21 protein-coding genes and 1 tRNA gene are annotated in these 20494 nt (G+C 63.1%); 17 read left to right on the plus strand and 5 right to left on the minus strand.

Annotation, left to right across the window (positions count from 1 at the left end; genetic code table 11):
- Positions 1-2 precede the first annotated feature (2 nt).
- Entirely contained in the window at positions 3-731 is a 729-nt protein-coding gene (locus LB516_RS01950; RefSeq protein ID WP_015314051.1) for a 3-deoxy-manno-octulosonate cytidylyltransferase, read from the minus strand.
- Positions 732-924: 193 nt separating this feature from the next.
- Here LB516_RS01950 and LB516_RS01955 point away from each other — a divergent pair, with 193 nt between their 5' ends.
- The 7 genes from LB516_RS01955 (at position 925) to LB516_RS01985 (ending at position 10666) form a co-directional block, all read left to right on the plus strand.
- Positions 925-1620 carry a c-type cytochrome gene (locus tag LB516_RS01955; RefSeq protein WP_015314052.1) on the plus strand — a complete coding sequence of 232 codons (696 nt, stop codon included), beginning with the start codon at positions 925-927 and terminating at the stop codon, positions 1618-1620.
- 166 nt (positions 1621-1786) lie between these two features.
- Positions 1787-3664, plus strand: coding sequence for an extracellular solute-binding protein (locus LB516_RS01960; RefSeq protein ID WP_224718819.1), 1878 nt, complete (start codon positions 1787-1789; stop codon positions 3662-3664).
- 14 nt (positions 3665-3678) lie between these two features.
- Positions 3679-5547: an extracellular solute-binding protein gene (locus tag LB516_RS01965; protein WP_224718820.1), complete on the plus strand. Its 1869-nt coding sequence runs from the start codon at positions 3679-3681 to the stop codon at positions 5545-5547.
- 279 nt (positions 5548-5826) lie between these two features.
- Positions 5827-6921, plus strand: coding sequence for a microcin C ABC transporter permease YejB (locus LB516_RS01970; protein ID WP_015314055.1), 1095 nt, complete (start codon positions 5827-5829; stop codon positions 6919-6921).
- Positions 6921-8066, plus strand: a complete 1146-nt coding sequence (locus tag LB516_RS01975; protein ID WP_015314056.1) for an ABC transporter permease — start codon at positions 6921-6923, stop codon at positions 8064-8066. Before LB516_RS01970 ends, LB516_RS01975 begins: the two co-directional genes overlap by 1 nt.
- On the plus strand, positions 8063-9694 hold the full coding sequence (locus LB516_RS01980; protein ID WP_015314057.1) for an ABC transporter ATP-binding protein: 1632 nt from the start codon (positions 8063-8065) through the stop codon (positions 9692-9694). Before LB516_RS01975 ends, LB516_RS01980 begins: the two co-directional genes overlap by 4 nt.
- Positions 9695-9724: 30 nt before the next feature.
- On the plus strand, positions 9725-10666 hold the full coding sequence (locus LB516_RS01985; protein WP_015314058.1) for a 2-hydroxyacid dehydrogenase: 942 nt from the start codon (positions 9725-9727) through the stop codon (positions 10664-10666).
- Positions 10667-10781: 115 nt separating this feature from the next.
- Here LB516_RS01985 and LB516_RS01990 read toward each other — a convergent pair whose 3' ends face one another.
- The 3 genes from LB516_RS01990 to LB516_RS02000 all read right to left on the minus strand — a co-directional run bounded on the left by LB516_RS01990 (position 10782) and on the right by LB516_RS02000 (position 12704).
- Positions 10782-11309 (minus strand): AAA family ATPase, encoded by a 528-nt coding sequence (locus LB516_RS01990; RefSeq protein WP_140660614.1) that lies wholly within the window; start codon positions 11307-11309, stop codon positions 10782-10784.
- A gap of 14 nt (positions 11310-11323) precedes the next feature.
- Positions 11324-11683 carry a hypothetical protein gene (locus LB516_RS01995; RefSeq protein ID WP_015314060.1) on the minus strand — a complete coding sequence of 120 codons (360 nt, stop codon included), beginning with the start codon at positions 11681-11683 and terminating at the stop codon, positions 11324-11326.
- Between the two features lie 100 nt (positions 11684-11783).
- Positions 11784-12704 carry a methyltransferase domain-containing protein gene (locus tag LB516_RS02000; protein WP_015314061.1) on the minus strand — a complete coding sequence of 307 codons (921 nt, stop codon included), beginning with the start codon at positions 12702-12704 and terminating at the stop codon, positions 11784-11786.
- 150 nt (positions 12705-12854) lie between these two features.
- Between LB516_RS02000 and LB516_RS02005 the strand changes: the two genes are divergently transcribed.
- On the plus strand, positions 12855-13865 hold the full coding sequence (locus LB516_RS02005) for a ligase-associated DNA damage response exonuclease (RefSeq protein WP_015314062.1): 1011 nt from the start codon (positions 12855-12857) through the stop codon (positions 13863-13865).
- Positions 13866-13869: 4 nt separating this feature from the next.
- On the plus strand, positions 13870-15471 hold the full coding sequence (locus LB516_RS02010; protein ID WP_224718929.1) for a cisplatin damage response ATP-dependent DNA ligase: 1602 nt from the start codon (positions 13870-13872) through the stop codon (positions 15469-15471).
- 34 nt (positions 15472-15505) lie between these two features.
- Here LB516_RS02010 and LB516_RS02015 read toward each other — a convergent pair whose 3' ends face one another.
- Positions 15506-16651, minus strand: coding sequence for a hypothetical protein (locus tag LB516_RS02015; RefSeq protein WP_140714097.1), 1146 nt, complete (start codon positions 16649-16651; stop codon positions 15506-15508).
- 289 nt (positions 16652-16940) lie between these two features.
- On the opposite strand from LB516_RS02015, the gene LB516_RS02020 reads away from it, so the two are divergent.
- From LB516_RS02020 to LB516_RS02055, 8 genes are all read left to right on the plus strand, one after another.
- A tRNA-Thr gene (locus LB516_RS02020) sits at positions 16941-17016 on the plus strand.
- Positions 17017-17304: 288 nt separating this feature from the next.
- Entirely contained in the window at positions 17305-17532 is a 228-nt protein-coding gene (locus LB516_RS02025) for a hypothetical protein (protein WP_083883127.1), read from the plus strand.
- 148 nt (positions 17533-17680) lie between these two features.
- A complete protein-coding gene (locus LB516_RS02030; protein ID WP_015314066.1) occupies positions 17681-17869 on the plus strand; it encodes a YodC family protein in 189 nt (62 codons plus the stop codon).
- Positions 17870-18078: 209 nt separating this feature from the next.
- Entirely contained in the window at positions 18079-18501 is a 423-nt protein-coding gene (locus tag LB516_RS02035; RefSeq protein WP_015314067.1) for an EF-hand domain-containing protein, read from the plus strand.
- 45 nt (positions 18502-18546) lie between these two features.
- A complete protein-coding gene (locus LB516_RS02040; protein ID WP_015314068.1) occupies positions 18547-19089 on the plus strand; it encodes an RNA polymerase sigma factor in 543 nt (180 codons plus the stop codon).
- 26 nt (positions 19090-19115) lie between these two features.
- The gene (locus LB516_RS02045; protein ID WP_015314069.1) at positions 19116-19568 is read left to right on the plus strand and encodes a hypothetical protein; all 453 of its coding nucleotides are present in this window, start codon (positions 19116-19118) and stop codon (positions 19566-19568) included.
- Positions 19565-20020 (plus strand): periplasmic heavy metal sensor, encoded by a 456-nt coding sequence (locus LB516_RS02050; RefSeq protein ID WP_015314070.1) that lies wholly within the window; start codon positions 19565-19567, stop codon positions 20018-20020. Before LB516_RS02045 ends, LB516_RS02050 begins: the two co-directional genes overlap by 4 nt.
- A 108-nt stretch (positions 20021-20128) precedes the next feature.
- Positions 20129-20410: a GCG_CRPN prefix-to-repeats domain-containing protein gene (locus tag LB516_RS02055; protein ID WP_140787061.1), complete on the plus strand. Its 282-nt coding sequence runs from the start codon at positions 20129-20131 to the stop codon at positions 20408-20410.
- The last annotated feature ends 84 nt before the right edge of the window (positions 20411-20494 follow it).

A 20494-nucleotide genomic window follows, 5' to 3' on the forward strand; every position in this document is an offset into this window, starting at 1 on the left:
TCTCAGTTGGAAAGGATTTGCCTGGCACGGTCCAGGTCTTCAGGGGTGTCGACACCAAGCGGCAGCGACTGCACGATCTCGGCGTCGATGCGCATGCCGGCTTCCAGGGCCCGCAGCTGCTCCAGCCGCTCGCGGCGCTCAAGCGGCGACGGCTTCAGCGCGACGAAACGCTCGAGTGCCGCGCGTCGATAGGCGTATAGGCCGACGTGGTGATAGAGCGGCCCCTCGCCCCAGGGTGCCGTGGCGCGGGTGAAGTAAAGCGCCCGCAACCGCGTGCCGGTGAGCGGCGACCCGACGATCTTGACGACGTTAGGATTGGTCTTTTCCCCCTCGCGGACGATCTCGACGCCGAGCGTGGCGATATCCACCGAAGGGTCGTCGAACGGCTTGAGCGAGGCTGCGATGATGCCGGGATCGATGGTCGGCAGGTCGCCCTGCACATTGACGATCGTTTCGACCTTGCCCAAGGGATCAAGAGCGATCAACGCCTCGTGGATGCGATCCGAACCCGACTCATGATCCATGCGCGTCATCACGGCCTCGAAACCATGCGCCCGCACCGCTTCGGCCACGCTTTGCGTGTCGGTCGCCACCACCACCCGGCCAAGCCCGGCCTCGGCCGCGCGGCGCGCCACATGAACGATCATCGGCGCGCCCGATATGTCGGCCAGCGGCTTGCCCGGCAGGCGTGTCGAGGCCATGCGGGCCGGGATCAGGATCAAGGTGGACATCGGTCTGGCAAGGCGTTCGAAAAGAGGAGGGGAAAAGTGGCAAAAGGTCTCACTGGAAGCGCCCTTATAGGTGTTGCAACGCCCGAGCAAAAGACCTAGTTTCCGCCCGATTTGACCGGCTCTGGAGGGCTGGTCTCGATACCGACGGACGGAGTGGACGGATCAGTCCGCCGGAAAAGGGAGCAAGGGGCGTATGGATTCCAACGAAGTCAACAAGCTGCTCGCCGGATTGCTCGGAACCGTTTTCGTCGTTTTCTCCGTCGGCCTGGTGTCTGACGCGCTGTTTGCCTCGCCCGCTCCGGAAAAACCAGGCTTCGCCATCGAGGCCGCCGAGCCGGCAGAGGGCGGCCCTGCAACGCCGGCCGCCGCGGCCAAGCCGATCGCCGATCTGCTGGCCACCGCCAATGTCGAGGCGGGTGCCGCCGTGTTCAAGAAGTGCCAGGCCTGCCATTCCGGCGAAAAGGGCGGCCCAAACAAGGTCGGCCCCGATCTGTGGGACCTCGTCGACCGCCCGGTCGCCGAGCATGAAGGCTTCGCCTATTCGGCCGGCATGAAGGAATTCTCCAAGGGCGGCACCGAGAAGTGGACCTATGACAACATCAACCACTTCATCACCTCGCCAAAGAAATTCGTGAAGGGAACGGCCATGGGCTTCGCCGGCCTGCCCAAGGACGAGGACCGTGCCAACGTCATCGCCTATTTGCGCACGCTGTCGGACAATCCCAAGCCGCTGCCGGCACCGGGCGCCGCCGCAGACGCCTCCGCGCCCGCCAAGCCGGCCGATGGAGCCGCCCCGGCGAAGCCGGCTGACGGCGCCGCACCGGCCAAGCCTGCGGCACCTGCCGCTCCGGCAGCACCAGCTCCTGCTGCACCGGCGCCCGCTAAATAACCTGATTATTATCGCGACGATCTTGAAAAAGCCGGGTTCAGCCCGGCTTTTTGTTGGGAAAATGCCTGATGCGGCGACAAAGCCGCGCATGGCGGTTTTCATGAGCGTCAAATCATCTAGGATCGCCCTTCTGGATGAGCTGGCACGCATAGCGAGAGGATAATGCATGACGGTTGGCCGAACGCTTCTGAGGTCGATGCTGGTCGTGGCCCTGCTGGCGGCGGGGTTGCAGGCGACCCGGGCTGACGAGTGGCGGACCACCTCATCGCTGATCGGCGACTCCAAATATGGCGACAATTTCCAGCACTACGACTACGTCAATCCGAATGCCCCCAAGGGCGGCACTCTCAATTCGGTACTGCTTGGCACCTACGACAGCTTCAATCCCTATGTCGTCCAGGGATCGCCGGCGGCGGGTCTTGTCGGCTTCGGCGGCGGCCTGCTCTACGACACGCTGATGGAGCAGGCGACCGATGAGGGTAGCGTCAGCCATCCTCTGATCGCCGACGCCTACAAATACCCGGCCGACTATTCCTCGGCGACTTACCGGCTCGACCCCCGCGCCAAATGGCATGATGGTCAGCCGATTACCGTCGACGACGTGATCTGGTCGTTCCAGGTGCTGAAGGCGAACAGCCCGCAGTACAGCCGATATTTCGAGAACGTCACCGATGCGGTGGCGATCTCCGACCGCGAGGTCGAGTTCCATTTCAACCAGAAGGGCAACCGCGAACTGCCGAAGATCCTTGGCGATCTCGCCGTGCTGCCTAAGCATTGGTGGGAAGGCACGGACGCCAACGGGAAGAAGCGCGACGTCACCAGGCCGACGCTGGAAGTTCCGCTCGGTTCGGCTGCCTACAAGATCGCCAGCTTCAAGCCGGGCTCGGAGATCGTCTGGCAGCGCGTGCCCGACTACTGGGCGGCCAAGCTGCCGGTGAAGATCGGCCGCGAGAATTTCAACACGCGCCGATACACCTACATTCTCGACGACAATGCCGCCTGGCTTGCCTTCACCAAGGGTGGGCTGGAAGACATCAACCGCGAATACAGCTCCCGCAAATGGGCTACAGCCTATAATTTCCCGGCCATTCAGGCTGGCGACGTCATCAAGAAGGACTTCCAGACCCGGTCGCCGCAGCCGATGCAGGGCTTTGTGCTAAATCAGAGGCGGCCGCTGTTCCAGGACCGACTGGTCCGCGAGGCATTGACCATACCCTTCGATTTCGAGAGCATGAATCGCACCTTGTTCTTCGGCTTCAACACACGCACATCGAGCTATTTCCAAGGTACCGAACTGGCGTCCAGCGGATTGCCGCAGGGCAAGGAACTGGAAATCCTGGAAAAGTATCGCGACAAGCTGCCGCCAGAACTCTTCTCTCAGGAGTTCAAGCTGCCCGTCTACGACTCGCCGCAAGCGGAACGAAAGTATCTGAAGCAGGCCGTCGATCTCTTCGCCAAGGCCGGATGGATCATCAAGGGCGGCAAGATGCTCAACGCCAAGACAGGCGCACCGTTCAAGTTCGAGATCCTCGGCTGGAACGAAACAGACCAGGTGATCGCCAGCCCCTATATCGCCAACCTGCGCAAGATCGGCGTCAACGCTACCCTGCGCATCATCGACCAGACGCAGTATATCAACCGCGTCAACAATTTCGATTTCGATGTCGTGACGGGTCTGTTCGGCCAGTCGGAGTCGCCCGGCAACGAGCAGCGCGATTTCTGGAGTTCCAAGGCCGCCGATGCGCCTGGTTCGCGCAACCTGATGGGTATCAAGGATCCAGTCGTCGACGCGCTGGTCGATCGCATCATCTACGCCACCGATCGCGATGATCTCGTCGCCGCCACCCACGCACTCGACCGCATCCTGCTGTGGAACTTCTACGTCGTGCCGCAATATTACCGTTCAGCGGTCTGGCTGGCCTATTGGAACAAGTTCAAGTTCCCCGACAAGCAGCCTGCCTATGTCGGCGCCGACATCGATTCCTGGTGGATCGACCCGGACAAGGAAAAAGCGCTGGCGGCCAAATACAAGGGCGGCAATTGATGGGGCGGCAATTGATGGCGGCCCTGCCCCGCCGCGATTTCCTGGCTTTGGGCGGCGCTGCCGCTGCCGCAGCGCTGATGCCGGGCAAAGCCTTTGCAAACGTTGCGACCGGCACCAAGCTGCACGGCCTTTCCGCCTTCGGCGACCTCAAATACAAGCCTGATTTCCCACATTTCGACTATGTCAAAGTCGACGCGCCCAAGGGCGGCATCTTCAATTTCTCGCCGCCGAATTGGGGTTACAACCAGGATACGCAGACTTTCAACACGCTGAACTCCTTCGCCAACAAGGGCGATGCGCCGCCACGCATGGAGATGTGTTTCGACGCGCTGATGGTGCGGGCGCTCGATGAACCTGACGCGGTCTATGGCCAGATCGCGGATGGCGTGACGCTCTCCGACGACCGCAATGGCTTCACCTTCTCGCTTCGACCCGAGGCGCGTTTCCATGACGGCACGCCGCTGACGGCGCAGGATGCTGCCTTCACCTTCAAGCTCTATAAGGAGAAGGGCCATCCCGAGCTATCGCTGTCGCTGACGCACATGGTCGATGCCGTTGCCGTCGATGACCGCACACTGCGGCTTACTTTTTCCGGCAAGCAATCCGCCCGGACCGTGCTCAACGTGGTGGAATTCCCGATCCTGTCCAAGGCCTTCTACACGGCAAATCCCTTCGATTCCTCGCAATTGAACCCGCCCCTCGGCTCCGGCGCCTACAAGGTCGGGCGTTTCTCGGCCGGCGCATGGATCGAGTACGATCGGGTGGCGGACTATTGGGGTCGTGACCTCGCGTTCAATCGCGGCCAGAACAATTTCGATCGTATCCGCATCGAGTTCTACCAGAACCGCAACGCCGGATTCGAAGCCTTCAAGAAGGGTGAGATCACTTATCGCGAGGAATTCGTGTCACGCGTTTGGGCCACCGCCTATGACTTCCCTGCAATGACCGCGGGCAAAGTGGCCAAGCATGAATTCCCGGCCGAAAAGCGACCCTCGATGCAGGCCACCGCGGTCAATCAGCGGCGAGAGCAGTTTCGCGACCCTAGGGTGAGGCGGGCGCTCGCGCTATGTTTCGATTTCGAGTGGACGCGCCGCAACTTTTTCTACGGCTCGTACGAGCGTTCGCAATCCTGCTTCGAGAAATCGGACTTTCGCGCCGAAGGGACACCGTCGCCGCAAGAACTGGCTCTGCTGGAGCCGCTGCGAAGCCAGTTGCCGGCAGAGGTCTTCGGCGAGGCAGTGACCCAGCCCGCATCCGACGGCTCCGGTCGCGACCGCAAGCTGCTTGGCCAAGCGGCAAAACTTCTGTCCGCCGCCGGGTGGAAGCGATCAAGCGACTTTGTCGTTAACGACAAGGGAGGCCGGCTTTCAGCCGAGTTCATGGTCGATGACGACACCTTCGTCCAGGTCTATTCGCCCTGGGTCGCCAACATGAAGGCGATCGGCATCGACGCCACGATACGGTTGGTGGATTCGGCGCAATACCAGTCCAGGCAGGCGAGTTTCGACTTCGACCTCTTGTCTGCTGCCTTTTCGTTCAGCGCGACGCCGACTCGGGATGATCTCGAAGTCTTCTTCCATTCGAGCACCGCCGGCGTCTCCGGCTCCCGCAACTTGCCGGGTATCTCCGATCCCGCTGTCGACACGCTGATCAATGCCGTGGGCGCGGCAAAGGACCGTGAAAACCTGACCGTGGCGATGCGGGCGCTCGACCGGGTCTTGCGTGCGCGATGCGATTGGATTCCTAGTTGGTTCCTGGCGAATCATCGCGTTGCCTATTGGGACATGTTCGGCTTTCCCGAGCAAAAGCCCGATTACGGCTTTCCGGTCGAGACGCTGTGGTGGTTCGATAAAGGCAAGGCGGCAAAAATTGGCAAAGGCTGAATTCCTTGGGGGTGTTGGCGCTGCCCCTCACCTGCCTGCCGGCATCCTCTCCCCGTATAGCGACGGGGCGAGGGGCGCTCTCACCAACGGTTTCGCCAACTACGAGAGTCGCATTAAGAACGCCGAGACTGCGGCCAGCCCCTTTCTCCCCGTCACTATACGGGGAGAAATGTCCGGCAGGACAATGAGGGGCGGCGCCCGGGTCGACATTTGGCCCGGAGCGATTGCCTTGCGGGTGCCGCAAGGCGCGGTGGCTCTCCTCGAGGAGGATAACACCTGATGGGCGCCTATATACTGCGCCGCATCCTTTTGATGATCCCGACCCTGTTCGGCATCATGGCGATATCGTTCGCCGTTATCCAGTTCGCGCCTGGCGGGCCGGTCGAGCAGGTCATCGCCAAACTGACCAACCAGGGCGGCAGCGACCGCCTCGGCGGTGGTGGCGGCGATGCAGGCGGCTCCAATTTCGATGTCGCCGGCGATGTCAGCTCGAAATATCGCGGCGCCCAAGGCCTCGATCCGGAATTCATCAAGAAGCTGGAGAAGCAGTTCGGTTTCGACAAGCCGCCGCTCGAGCGCTTCGGCATGATGCTGTGGAATTATGCCAGGTTCGATTTCGGCAACAGCTATTTCCGCGATATCTCGGTGCTCGACCTGATCCTGGAAAAGATGCCCGTATCGATTTCGATCGGGCTCTGGATCACCTTATTGTCCTATCTGATCTCGATACCGCTCGGCATTCGCAAGGCGGTGAAGGACGGCACGCCCTTCGACGTCTGGACCAGTGGCGTCGTCATCGTCGGCTATGCCATTCCAGGCTTCCTGTTCGGCATCCTTTTGATGGTGCTGTTCGCCGGCGGCTCGTTCTGGGACTGGTTCCCGTTGCGCGGCATCGTCTCGGACAATTGGGACCAATTGTCGTGGCCGGCCAAGATCGTCGATTATTTCTGGCACATGACGCTGCCGCTGACGGCGCTGGTGTTGTCGGCCTTCGCAACGACCACGCTTTTGACCAAGAACTCCTTCCTGGAGGAAATCCGCAAGCAGTATGTGGTGACGGCGCGCGCCAAGGGCCTGTCGGAACGGCAGGTGCTTTATGGGCACGTTTTCCGCAACGCCATGCTGATCGTCATCGCCGGCTTCCCGGGTGCCTTCATCTCGGCCTTCTTCACGGGATCGCTGCTGATCGAGAACATCTTTTCGCTCGACGGGCTCGGCCTGCTCGGCTTCCGGTCCGTGGTCGAGCGCGACTATCCGGTGGTGTTCGCCAACCTTTATATCTTCTCGCTGCTTGGCCTGTTCGTCGGGCTCCTGTCCGACCTGATGTACACCTGGGTCGATCCGCGCATCGATTTCGAGCGGAGAGACATCTGATGTCGGAGGCAAGCGTAACCGCCGGTGTCTTGCCGGAGCGGCTCCCACGGCCGTTCCTGTCGCCGCTCAACAAGCGCCGCCTGCAGAATTTCAAAGCCAACCGGCGCGGCTACTGGTCGCTGTGGATTTTCCTCGTCCTGTTCGTGCTGTCGCTGTTTGCCGAATTCATCGCCAACGACAAGCCGATCATCGCTTCCTACAAGGGCGAGATCCTTTTCCCGGTGATGGTCGCTTACCCCGAGGAAAAATTCGGCGGCTTCTATGCCGTCACCGATTACCGCGACCCGGTTATCCAGGACGAGATCAACGCCCATGGCTGGATGATCTGGCCGCCGATCCGCTATTCCTACCAGACCGTCAATAACGCCATTCCGGAAGCAGCGCCGGCCAAGCCATCATGGGAATATGACGCCAAGACGCGCTGCAACCAATATCCACGAGGAGCCGATGACCCGGCCTGCAATGTCGGCAACTGGAACTGGTTCGGCACCGACGACCAGGCGCGCGACGTGCTGGCGCGCGTCATTTACGGCTTCCGCATTTCGGTGCTGTTCGGCCTGATCCTGACCGCTGGTTCGGCGCTGATCGGCGTCGGCGCCGGTGCCTTGCAGGGCTATTTCGGCGGCTGGACGGATCTGCTGTTCCAGCGCTTCATCGAGATCTGGTCGGCCATTCCCGTGCTCTATCTGCTGCTCATCGTTGCGGCCATCCTGCCGCCGGGCTTTTTCATCCTGCTCGGCCTGATGCTGTTGTTTTCCTGGGTGGCGCTGGTCGGGGTGGTGCGGGCGGAGTTCCTGCGCGCCCGCAACTTCGAATATGTCAACGCGGCGCGCGCGCTCGGCGTGCCCAACCGCACCATCATGTTCCGGCACCTGCTGCCCAACGCCATGGTGGCGACATTGACCTTCCTGCCCTTTTTGCTGAGCGGCTCGATCTCGACGCTGACCTCGCTAGACTATCTCGGCTTCGGCCTGCCGCCCGGCTCCGCCTCGCTCGGTGAACTGCTCAAGCAGGCGCAGCGCAATCTCAACGCGCCTTGGCTCGGCATTTCCGGCTTCGTCGTCATCTCGCTGATGCTGTCGCTGCTGGTATTTGTCGGCGAGGCGACGCGCGACGCCTTCGATCCGCGCAAGACGTTCAAATGAGCGATGCTCCCTTGCTCAGCGTGCAGGACCTCAGCGTCGCCTTCAGCCAGGGCGGCGGCCAGTCAGTCGCCGTCGACCACATTTCGTTCGACATCGCCAGGGGCGAGACGGTGGCGCTGGTCGGCGAATCCGGCTCCGGCAAATCGGTCTCGGCGCTATCGGTGCTGAAGCTGCTGCCCTACCCCAGCGCCAGCCACCCCTCAGGCAAGATCCTGTTCCAGGGTGCCGACCTGCTCGCCATGAGCGAGAAGCAATTGCGCCAGGTGCGCGGCAACAAGATCACCATGATCTTCCAGGAGCCGATGACCTCGCTCAATCCGTTGCACACGATCGAGCACCAGATCGTCGAAATCCTGAAGCTGCATCAAGGCATGGGCGACCGTCCGGCCAAGGCGCGCACGTTGGCCCTGCTCAACGAGGTCGGCATCCGCGATCCGCAGAAGCGTCTGGACGCCTATCCGCATCAGCTGTCCGGCGGCCAGCGCCAGCGCGTCATGATCGCCATGGCGCTCGCCAACGAGCCGGAACTGTTAATCGCGGACGAGCCGACGACCGCGCTCGACGTCACGGTGCAGGCACAGATCCTCGAACTGCTCGCGGGCCTCAAAAGCCGCAAGGGCATGTCGATGCTGTTCATCACCCATGACCTCGGCATCGTGCGCAAGATCGCCGACCGGGTCTGCGTGATGACCAAGGGCAAGATCGTCGAGACCGGACCGACCAAGGACATCTTCGCCAACCCTCAGCACCCCTATACGCGCCATCTTCTGGCCGCCGAGCCGAAAGGCAAGCCGCCGGCCGCCAATGCCGACGCCAAGCCTGTCATGACCGGCAAGGACATCAAGGTCTGGTTTCCGATCAAGCAGGGGTTCTTCCGGCGCACGATCGATCATGTGAAGGCGGTCGACGGCATCGACGTCACCGTGCGCGCCGGCCAGACGCTGGGCGTGGTCGGCGAATCCGGTTCGGGCAAGACGACGCTCGGCCTGGCACTGGCGCGCATGATCTCGTCGACCGGGACGATCCAGTTCAACGGCCGAGACATCAACCAGCTCACCTTCAACGCCATGCGACCGCTCAGGCGCGAATTGCAGATCGTCTTCCAGGATCCGTTCGGCTCGCTCAGCCCGCGCATGTCGATCGCCGAGATCATCGAGGAAGGGCTTAAGATCCACGAGCCAAAGCTGTCGCCCGACGAGCGCGACGACAAGGTGGCCGCCGTGCTGAAGGAAGTCGGGCTCGATCCGGCGACCCGCAACCGCTATCCGCACGAGTTTTCCGGCGGCCAGCGCCAACGTGTCGCCATCGCCCGCGCCATGGTGCTCAACCCGCGCTTCGTCATGCTGGACGAGCCGACATCGGCGCTCGACATGAGCGTGCAGGCACAGGTCGTCGATCTCCTGCGCAATTTGCAGGCCAAGCACGACCTCGCCTATCTTTTCATCAGCCACGACCTCAAGGTCATCCGGGCGCTGGCCAATGACGTCATCGTCATGCGCAACGGCCAGATCGTCGAAGCCGGCCCTTCCGAACAGATTTTTGGAAATCCGCAAACCGACTATACTCGGGCTCTGATCTCGGCCGCTTTCAAGATCGAGACAGCGCCGACAGGCGTGGTCAGCGAGTGATCCGCACAAGGAAGGACTGAACGAACCGCGATGGAAAAAGGCCGCATCCTGCTTGCCGTCACCGGCTTTCATCCGCAGCGCTGGCGCGACCTGCTGTCGGCCGAGCGCGAGGTGGTGCTGGAACCGGACGGCCCCAAGGATCCCTCGATCACCTATGCGGTGGTGTGGAAGCAGAAGCCCAATTTGATGTCGTCGCTGCCCAATCTGCGCGCCATCTTCTCGATCGGCGCCGGCGTCGACCATATCTTCGCCGATCCCGGCCTGCCCGACGTGCCGATCGTCAAGGTCGTCGCCGACAACCTCACCCAGTACATGACCGAGTACGTCGTCTGGCGGGTGCTCGATCACCATCGCCAGGGCCTGCTCTACCGGTCGCAGCAGCCAAAGAAGATCTGGCACGAGCCACAGCAGAGGCCGGCCGGTGACATTTCCGTCGGCATCATGGGACTTGGCAGTCTCGGCCGCGCGGCAGCCTCGGCGCTGCTGTCGCTGGGCTTTGCGGTCAATGGCTGGTCGCGCACGGACCGGCCAATGGAAGCGGTGGCGACGTATGGCGGCGAAGCCGGGCTGATCCCATTCCTCAACGCCACCGACATTCTGGTCGTGCTTCTGCCGCTGACGCCGGACACGCAAGGCATCGTCAACTACGGCGTGCTGAAGGAATTGAGGAAACGCAACGGCCTCGGCGGCTCGGTGCTGATCAATGCCGGACGCGGCCGCCTGCAGAAGGACGCCGACATCGTGCGCGCGCTGGATGACGGCACGCTGAAGGAGGCGAGCCTCGACGTGTTCGAGGTGGAACCACTGCCGAAGACCAGCCCGTTGTGGAACCACCCGAAGGTGTTCGTGACGCCGCATGCCGCGGCGACTTCCGATCCAGCCCATCTGGCGCCGCTCATGCTGCGCCAGATGGACGCTTTCGAACGCGGCGAAAGGCTCGACAATCTGGTGGACCGCAAAGCAGGATACTAGAGCGGTTCAGCGTTTTATGGAATCGCCGACCCGCTCTAATTCTTTGTTTTTACGCAATTCCGGACGGAAAACCGCTACGCACTTTTCCTGGAATTGCTCTAGCCAGACGTCCTCGTCACCTGGCCAAATCCCAGTCCTGAAAACATTTCTTGATCGCCCGGACCGACGACAGTTGCAGCTTCGGCAGGTTGACTTGGTCGAACGTCGCCCGGTATCTTGAGCGGTTTTTCGGCGTGGTCACGGCAATGTGGTGGATCATGTCCCATTTGATGCTGTCGCGCCCACCCTCCAAGGCTCCGCGTCTCTCCTTCTCGAACAAGGTACGCCTGAAATAGCGCAGCAGACTTGCCGGGGTGGAAATGTCCAGCAGGATCAATCCGGTCGCGCGCTGGAAGCGTTGCGGCATGCAAACCGAGTAATTTCCGTCCATCACCCACCGTTCGCTGGCGATCGCTGCGTCATGCAAGGCAATGAATTCGTCCCTCGGACGCTGCAGCCAATCCGTGTTGGGCAGGTGAAAGAGCAGATCAAGATGAATGGGTGTCAGGCCACGCTTGCGCGCGATCGCGTCGGCAAGCGTCGACTTGCCGCTGTTCGACGGGCCCAGGATACAGATGCGGTCGCCGAAGTCCGAGAGCTTCATTTGGGCAACACGCATCAGCCAGGCAGCGCGAACTTCTTCTGCTTGTCCGGTTTGCCGCAGTCGCGGCGATCGATCGACCGGTTCATGGCATCGATTTCGCCTGACGCCTTGTCGCTGTCGCGTTGAGCCTTGGAACGCATGTCGGGCGTGAACGGGCCAAAACCCATGGCAGGATTGGAAAAAGTCGGCTTGGCGGTCGTGGGGAGACTATATTGCTGCGCCAATCCGTTGCGCCGCGACAGCAACTGATCGCATGGCACGCTGTCATATTGCAGCGAGGACTCGACGTTGGCGTCCTGCCGCTCGGACGCTGAATTGCCCACGCAGCCGGTGGTTACGAGGCAAGACGCCAAAATCATCACGTTCCAGCGCATAGAAGTGCTCCTCCTGATATCCCGCCCTGATGCGACCAGATCGCAAATATCAGTCGCGCACGCAAATCGGACTTTTTCGCAGCAGCGCAAAGAGTTGCCCTCACAGGGGACCGGCTTTCCATGCCACGACGGCCAGGCCTTTGACAGGCTCGCGGCGATCCCAGCGGATGGTTGTCGGCTCCAGCGCGAGGACCGAGAGGCCGTTGGCCTCGAGGGTCCGTACGACATAGCCATCCGAATGGGCGTAGCGCCGGGAGGGCTGCAGCGCGAACTCGCCACCGCCTTCCGCCAGGCTCTCGACTGAAAAGGCAAACAGGCCACCGTCGGCGAGCAGGCCGGCGACCACTCCCACCAGACCTTCGAGGCCGCCGATGTAGATCAGCACGTCGGCTGACGTCACCAGATCGGCCCTGTCGCCCGAATAGGAAAAATCCTGCAAATCCGCTTTCGTCAGCGCGTCGTAGATGCCTTTTGCCCGCGCCTTCTTCAGCATCCTTGCCGAGATGTCGAACCCCTCCAGCCGGTCGACGATCGGCCTCAGCTTCTCGCCCATCAGCCCAGTGCCGCAACCCAGGTCGAGCGCCAGGCGGAGGCGGCCCGGCCTTGCCTTGCGGATGGCCGCGTCGAGCACCTCGGGCAGCCGGTAGTCGAGCTTGCCTACCAGCATGTCCTCGAATGTCTCGGCATAGTGGTCGAACAGCGTTTCGACAAAGGCGCTGGGCGGCGTCATGGAGACCGGACCTTTGCCGATCAGCTGCAATTTGAGAGCCGCGCCCTGGCGATCGGCCGGATCCAGTTTCAACGCCGTCGTCCAGGCCTGCGCCGCCAGGTCGAGCCTGCCCGATGCCTCCTGCATCTCGCCCAGGCGAAACCAGCCCATTGCCCATTGCGGCGCCAGTTCCAGGCCGCCGAGCAGCAACTCGGCGGCAGCGGCATGATCGCCGGAGGCAACGAGCATTTCGGCATAGTCCGCACGGCGATCGGCGTTCGGGTCGCCCGACGAGGTCTGAAGCGGTTTCATGATGATGGTTTCCACCTGCAGGGAGCCGGCCGCCCATATCTGTAGAGCAAAGAATGCCGAAGCTGAACTGAATTGGACAGGCTTTGCCCGGGAGTCAGCAGTCTCGGCCAACAGGCTTCCCGCGGCGGAATTATATCCTATCTTGGCACCATGCGCGCCAGCGACCTGCTTCATCCCCGGCCCGAAGGCCTCTACTGCCCGCCGGGCGATTTCTTCATCGACCCGGTGCGGCCGGTGAACCGGGCGCTGATCACGCACGGCCATTCCGACCATGCGCGTTCCGGCCACGGCTCGGTGCTTGCGACACAGCAGACGCTCGACATCATGGGACTTCGCTACGGCGAGGATTTCGCGGGGACGACGCAGACAGCCAGGCTCGGCGAGACGATTGCCCTCAACGGCGTCGATGTCAGCTTTCATCCGGCCGGCCATGTGCTGGGTTCGGCGCAGATATCGGTCGAGCACCAGGGCAGGCGCATCGTCGCCTCCGGCGACTACAAGCGGCAGAAGGATGCGACCTGCGCGCCCTTCGAGCCGATCCGCTGCGACATCTTCATCACCGAGGCGACTTTCGGCCTGCCGGTGTTTCGCCATCCGCCAGACACGGAAGAGATCGCCCGGCTGCTGAAATCGGCGGCGCAATTCCCGGAGCGCTCGCACTTGGTCGGAGCTTACGCGCTGGGCAAGGCGCAACGCGTGATGCGGCTGTTGCGCGACGCCGGTTACGACAAGCCGCTCTACATCCATGGCGCGCTGGCCAAGCTCAGCGCGTATTACCAGAGCCAGGGCATCGATCTCGGCGATCTCGAGCCGGCGACCGTGGAGAGCGGGGCCAAGCAAGATTTCGCCGGCGCCATCGTGGTCGGCCCGCCATCGGCCTTCGCCGACCGCTGGGCGCGGCGCTTTCCCGATCCGATCTCGTGCTTCGCGTCGGGCTGGATGCGCATCCGCCAGCGCGCCAAGCAAGGCGGCGTCGAACTGCCGCTGATCATCTCGGATCATGCCGACTGGGACGAACTCACCGCCACCATCAAGGAGACCGGAGCCGCCGAAATCTGGGTCACGCACGGCCGCGAGGAAGCGCTGGTGCGCTGGTGCGAACTGGAAGGCATCGCCGCCCGCCCGCTGCATCTGGTGGGCTATGAGGATGAGGGCGATTGACGGCATGAACCGCTTCGCCGAGCTTCTCGACCGCCTGGTGCTGACGCCGTCGCGCAACGGCAAGCTGACCCTTTTGATCGACTATTTCCGCTGCGTCGAGGATCCCGATCGCGGCCTGGCGCTGGCGGCCATCACCGGCGATCTCAGGATTGCCGCGGTCAAGCCGGCCATGCTGCGCACGCTGGTCACCGAACGCATGGACCCGGTGCTGTTCGGCTATTCCTACGATTATGTCGGCGACCTCGCCGAGACGGTGTCGCTGGTCTGGCCGCAAACGCCTGGCAGGATCGCCAACCGCGAGCCGACGCTTGGCGAGGTGGTGGCCAAGCTGCAGGCGGCAAGCCGCTCCGATGGACCGAAAGTGCTGACGGGGCTGCTCGACAGCGCCGGCATCTCGGCACGCTTTGCCATCATCAAGCTGGTCACCGGCGGCCTGCGCATCGGCGTCTCGGCGCGGCTGGCCAAACAGGCGCTGGCCGATTTCGGCAAGGTCGACGTCGCCGAGATCGAGGAACTCTGGCATGGGCTATCGCCGCCCTACACGGCGCTTTTCGCCTGGCTGGAAGGCAAGGCCGAAAAACCGCGCAACACGGCGATGGCGCTGTTTCGCCCAGTCATGCTGTCGAACCCGGTCGGTGACGGCGACCTCGAAAAGCTCGATCCCGCCGACTACGCGGCGGAATGGAAATGGGACGGGATCCGGGTCCAGGCGGTAGCCGAAGGCGGCATCCGCCGGCTCTATTCGCGCACCGGCGACGACGTCTCAGGGGCCTTTCCAGACCTCGCCGACGCCATGCGTTTTTCCGCTGCGCTCGATGGCGAATTGCTTGTCGGCGATCCGCGAGAAGCGACGGGAACCTTCTCGGACCTGCAGCAGCGGCTGAACCGCAAGATGGTGACGCCGAAGATGCAGCAGCAATATCCAGCCTTCATGCGCTGTTACGACGTGCTGCAGATCGGCACGGAGGATCTGCGCGGACTGTCCTTCCGCGAGCGACGCGGCCGGCTCGAAGCCTTCATCGGGACGCTCGACCCGAGCCGCTTCGATCTCTCCCCCTTCGTCGCGTTCACGGATTGGCAGTCGCTCGAGGACCTGCGCCGCGCGCCGCCGCATCCGATCATCGAAGGCGTGATGCTGAAGCGCTGGGATTCGCCCTATGTCGCCGGCCGGCCGAAGGGTCCATGGTTCAAATGGAAGCGCGATCCGCACACGGTGGACGCGGTGCTGATGTATGCCCAGCGGGGCCACGGCAAGCGCTCGAGCTTCTATTCCGACTACACGTTCGGCGTCTGGTCCGGAGCCGAGGGCGAGGAGGAACTTGTGCCGGTCGGCAAGGCCTATTTCGGATTCACCGATGAAGAGCTGAAGCAGATCGACAAATATGTCCGTGACAACACCGTCGAGCGTTTTGGACCGGTGCGCTCGGTGCGCGCCGACCGCGACAATGGCCTGGTGCTGGAAGTCGCCTTCGAGGGACTCAATCGTTCGACCCGGCACAAATCGGGTGTGGCCATGCGTTTCCCCAGGATTTCACGATTGCGCTGGGACAAGCCGGCCAACGAGGCCGATCGCATAGAAACCCTGCAGGCGCTGCTCGACCGCTAGGGACCGTCAATGTGTCAGTCGCAACGAATTCAGTTCAGGGTTCGACCGAGACACGGATCTCGTAGACGTCGACCGCCTTGCCCTGCTTGTCGAAATCGGAATTGATGGCGATGGTTCCGGCCGAGCCCGGATGCTTGTCGGGAAACTTCACGTCGAACAGATATTCGTTCTTCTGCTGGCCGACCGCGTAACGCTTGCGGCCGCAATCGCCGAGTTCGCCAAAATTGCAGTCGACGGATATCTGCGTGTCCTTGCCGTCCTCGGCCCGGGCGATGATGTCGAACACGGCGTGCTTGCCGGCGAGTTTTTCCAGCACGCCCTGTCCGACATCGAAGGCGATCGCCGAGCCGGAGGCGCCGGACTGGATGCGCAGGAACGGCCCGCTGTCGTCCTTCATCACCTCGGCCTTGGCGTCGGACGGAGCGGCGACATGCGTCGGGTCGGACGGTGAAAACACATTGATCCAGTCGCGCGACAGGTCCGCGGCACCGGGCTTTGCCGGCGCGTTGGCGCCATCGGCCGGGGTGAAATCGTCGTCCTCGACGGTCGGCGGCGCTTCCGGCGGCGCGGTATTGAGCTGCGCGGCGGTCTTGAACACACCGGTTTGCATGGCAAAGTACAGTCCGATGCCAATCGCCGCGAGCAGCGTCACCGTGAAGAAAATGGCGGTCAGCGGCAGCCGCCGGCCTCGAATGCGCCGCTCATCGCGATCGGGCGCGACTTCCGTGGCGGCACCGGAAGAGGCTGGAACCGACATGTCGATGGCTGGCGCACCGGGCAGGGTCGCATCCGGCATGATGTCGGGAACCACCGGCAGCACGCGCGAACGCGGTGCGTCGGAAGCGGGCTGCCCGGGACCGTCGACGGTCACAGCGGGCGATGACGCCCTTGGGCCCGCCTCGACCGCGGGCGCCGCGCCGGCCGCGGCCTCGACCGCCGGCGCGTCGATCTGCGGGGCAACACCGGGCACCGCCGGCAGGTACTCGGATTCGATTTCGGTGATTTTTGCCTGGATTGCCTTGCGGCGCTTGATGGCGACTTCCACGGTCACGCCGGGATTGGCCTGGAGCGCGCGGTCGAGCGCGGCGAAGGCCGAACGATAGACCCTCTCGCGGAACGCACGGTCCTCGGCATTGCCCTTTTCCAGGGCGTTCCGGATCGCTTTTTCGATCGCGTCCAAGCGAGATCCCTCTGCAAATTGTCCCAAGCTTTCATGATGGTTAGCCGCAGGCGACCAATCAATCAACGGGCGGGCAGCCGCATTCTGCCTCGACAGACCGTCCAAAGTCTATTTTCACGATGTTCCGGCAAACAAAATCGGAACATGTCGGCGATTCCGGGCATGCAGGGACGCCAGAACGCCGGTTTCGATCGGGGCGCGGCTCTTGCATGATTTGCCAAGTCGCATCTTGAATTCGCGGCCGGTTGAGTCTATCACCCTGCCCATCTTGGAGGCCTTGGCCTCCCGGGCCGCTTTAGCTCAGTTGGTAGAGCACATCATTCGTAATGATGGGGTCAGGTGTTCGAGTCACCTAAGCGGCACCAGTTTTTCAAACCGATGGTCGAAGCTGCCTGGACGCGCGGAAGAGGCCCGAATCCCGGCCGTTTGCGTTTGCCATGGATGCAAGGATCTGCCCGTCGATCGACAACAACTCGGGAGCGGTGCAGATCTGGCCGAAGACCCGCGAGGCAAGTCGCGACTTGCTCCGGGCTTGGAAAACTCGCGAAAGCGAGCAATCCGGGATTTTCAAATCTCAATAACAAATGATGGACCGCGCATTTCTATTTTTTTGGAACAGACACTTGGGTTGCACATTTCCTGCCGACAGTTCCATGACAGGAGGTTTTGAATTGCCAAGGCGTGTCGACAAGGAAAAGCTGGCAAGAGCGGACCGCGAGGCGAGGCTGGTGCTGGATGCCGAGCGTCACGCAAGGGACGCCAAGACAACCCGCCTGAGGGAGCAGAGACTGCAGCAGGAGGCATTGGCGGACAAGGCCCCGCCTGCGCGCCGACGGGAGCCGACTGGGAAGCCGGCCAGGCGTGTGATCGAGGTGGACTGACCTGTTGGGGGGTTGCCCGGTTCGCCCCGATGGCGCGTCAGCGATGTCTCCGCGTTGCCGCATAAGACAGTAGCCCAGAAGACCCATATGCCATTGTCGGGACCCCCGTTTTGGTATGAAATGTCGGGTGTCAGCATGGGAGGTCCAAATGCCCAACACTTTCAAGACCGGAGACGTCGTCAAGCTGAGGTCGGGAGGCCCGAAGATGACGGTCAGCGACGGCGCCGCTTCCGGCATGTATCTGTGCCACTGGTTCAACAAAGACGGCGACGTGTGGACCCCCCAGCATGCCGGCTTCAAATCGGATCAGTTGATAGCCGCCGACCAATCGACGTAATTCCCGCCTTCGCCAACGAGCCGGCCCGGCGCAATTCAGATGCGCCGGACGAGGTGTTCTGCCGTACCCTGGGCCGCCAAGGTCCATCATCGCCGGCAAGCGGCGTGATAGGCATGGCGACCGACGGATTTCTGCGATCACGACGTTTAACGGTTGAAGCATGACCATGGCATCGGGCCATGGCAATGCGCCAACCGGAGACGTGAAGCATGATACGCCGTCCGATCCTTGCCGCTGCCCTGAGCCTGCTGACCACCGCGGCTCTGGCCCAGACAGGGACACAGCCACCGGCCGCCACACCGCCCGCCGCGACTTCGTCGGCCGCCAAGTCCGACATCACGCTGGCCAAGTTCCAGAAACGGCGAGAGAAGGCGATCATGGCCGCCGACACGGACGGCGACGGCAAGATCAGCCTGCTGGAATGGGAGGCCTTTCAGGCCAAGCGCAACGTCAAGGGCGATCCCGCCAAATCCTTCGCGCGCATTGATTCCAACCATGACGGCTTCATCGACCGGGCCGAGCTCGATGCGTTCTTCGCCAAGCGCTTTGCCAGGCTGGACAAGAATGGCGACGGCATTCTGACGGGCGACGAGATGCCGGGCCACAAATCCGCTCCCAAGCCGGAGCAATGACCAAGAGGCTATGACGCATGATGGACATTGGGTGTGCGCCAACCCATGAGCCCCGACCCGGACGAGGAGCTGGTTCGCCGGGTCGGCACCGGCGACCCCGCGGCGGTGCGGACGCTCGTCGCGCGCAAGCTGCCGCGCATCCTTTCGCTGGCCGCGCGCATGCTCGGCGATGCGGCGGAGGCCGAGGACGTCGCGCAGGAAACCTTTATGCGCATCTGGCGTCACGCATCGGGCTGGCGGCGCGGCAACGCACGCTTCGACAGCTGGATCCACCGGGTGACGCTAAACCTTTGTTACGACCGGCTGCGCCGGCGCCGCGAGCTGGTGACCGACGAGCTGCCGGACATTGTCGATCCCGCCCCGCTTCCCGATGCCCATCCCGGCAAGGAGGCGCATCGGGTCGAGCAGGCCTTGCAGGCAATCGCGCCGCGCCAGCGCGAGGCGATCCTCCTGGTCTACTATCAGGAGATGTCCAACATAGAGGCGGCCGCGATCCTGGAGATCAGCGTCGATGCCCTGGAAAGCCTGCTTTCGCGCGGCCGGCGGGCGCTGCAGGTGATCCTGGCCAAGGATAGTGTCGATGAATGAGAAAGCCGCGATCAAAGGACAGACCGATGTCTGATGGGTCCAGGAACGAACCGGCAATGGATGCCGAGCGCTTTGCGGCTCTGGCGGCGGCCTATGGCGGCGACTTGCGGCGGTGGCCGCAGGCCAACCGCACGACCGGCGCGACGTTCGCAAGGACCGAGATGGGCGCGGCCATATTGGGGCAGGCAGGCAAACTCGACGCCTTGCTCGACAGCTATGACGTCATGGCGCCTGGCGCGGCACTGCACGGCGGCATCCTGCGAATGGCCGACCGGCTGCTCGTCCAGCGCCGGCGCCGACGGGCCTGGTGGCTGGGTCTTGGACTCGCCGGCATCGGCATGGCCGGCGCCATCGCCGGATTGGCCCTGGTGAGCGTCGTCACGCCAGAGTTTCAGCCCGACCGCTATGTGCTCGATGCCAATGCGACGGCGTTCGGCGATGCCGGGTCCGATGGCGAGACGATCGAGGAGGACCTATGAGCACGCGCCGCAACCTCGTGATCGCATCCGTGGCGCTGAATGTCTTCCTGGCCGGCGCGCTTGCGGGCGGAGCCGTCTGGATAAGAAGCGGCAAGCCCGGCCAGGGTTATTCGCTGGAAGCCGCCGGGAGCCGGCTTCCCCACCAGGAACGCGTGCTGTTTCGAAAGGCGCTGCGCGACGTGCGGCGCGAATCCCGCCAGGTCATCCTCGATGGCCAGCAGGCCAGGCGCGAGGCAGCCGACCTGCTGCGCCAGCCGGTCCTCGACACGACGGCCCTGTCGGCCGCGCTGGAAAGGGCGCGCAATGCCGATATCACCGTGCGCACACGGCTTGAGCAGCGCATCGTCGAGTTCGCGACGGCGGGTTCGGCCGCGGATCGCGCCGTGCTCGCGGACGGGCTGGCCAGGCGGGCCGGGCCGCCACCGACGGCAGAGCCAAAAAAATCGCCGTGACCGCCGACGGAAAACGACCGCAAGGCCGTTTAACCAGAGGAAGGGCAGCCTGCCGGACCAATCGGTACGCACAGGTTTTCATTCTCGGAGAACATTCGGAGTAACGTCATGAACCGTCTGACACAGTATGCGGCGGCAGCCGTCCTCGCCTTCACCGGAACCGCCGCGACCGTCGCGACCTCCGCCGCCATGCCGATGGTGGCGCAGCCGGCCGCCCCGGCGCTGATCGAGCACGTGGCCTGGGGTTGCGGGCCTGGATGGCATCCCAATCACTGGGGGCGCTGCGTTCCCAACCGTGTCGTGGTGTATCCGCGCTACCGCTATTGGCACCGCCCGGCCTACTACGGCTGGCATCCGCACCGCCACTGGCACCGCTGGCACCGCTGGTAAGCGCGCGGGAGGGCCGGGCGGCATCCGCCTGCCCGGCCGCCTATCCCCGGTTTGCGCTGGGGAAACAGCCGATCGGGCGTCGCG

The organism is Mesorhizobium sp. CO1-1-7, assembly GCF_020164885.1.
In the GTDB taxonomy this organism is placed as follows: Bacteria; Pseudomonadota; Alphaproteobacteria; order Rhizobiales; family Rhizobiaceae; genus Mesorhizobium; species Mesorhizobium australicum.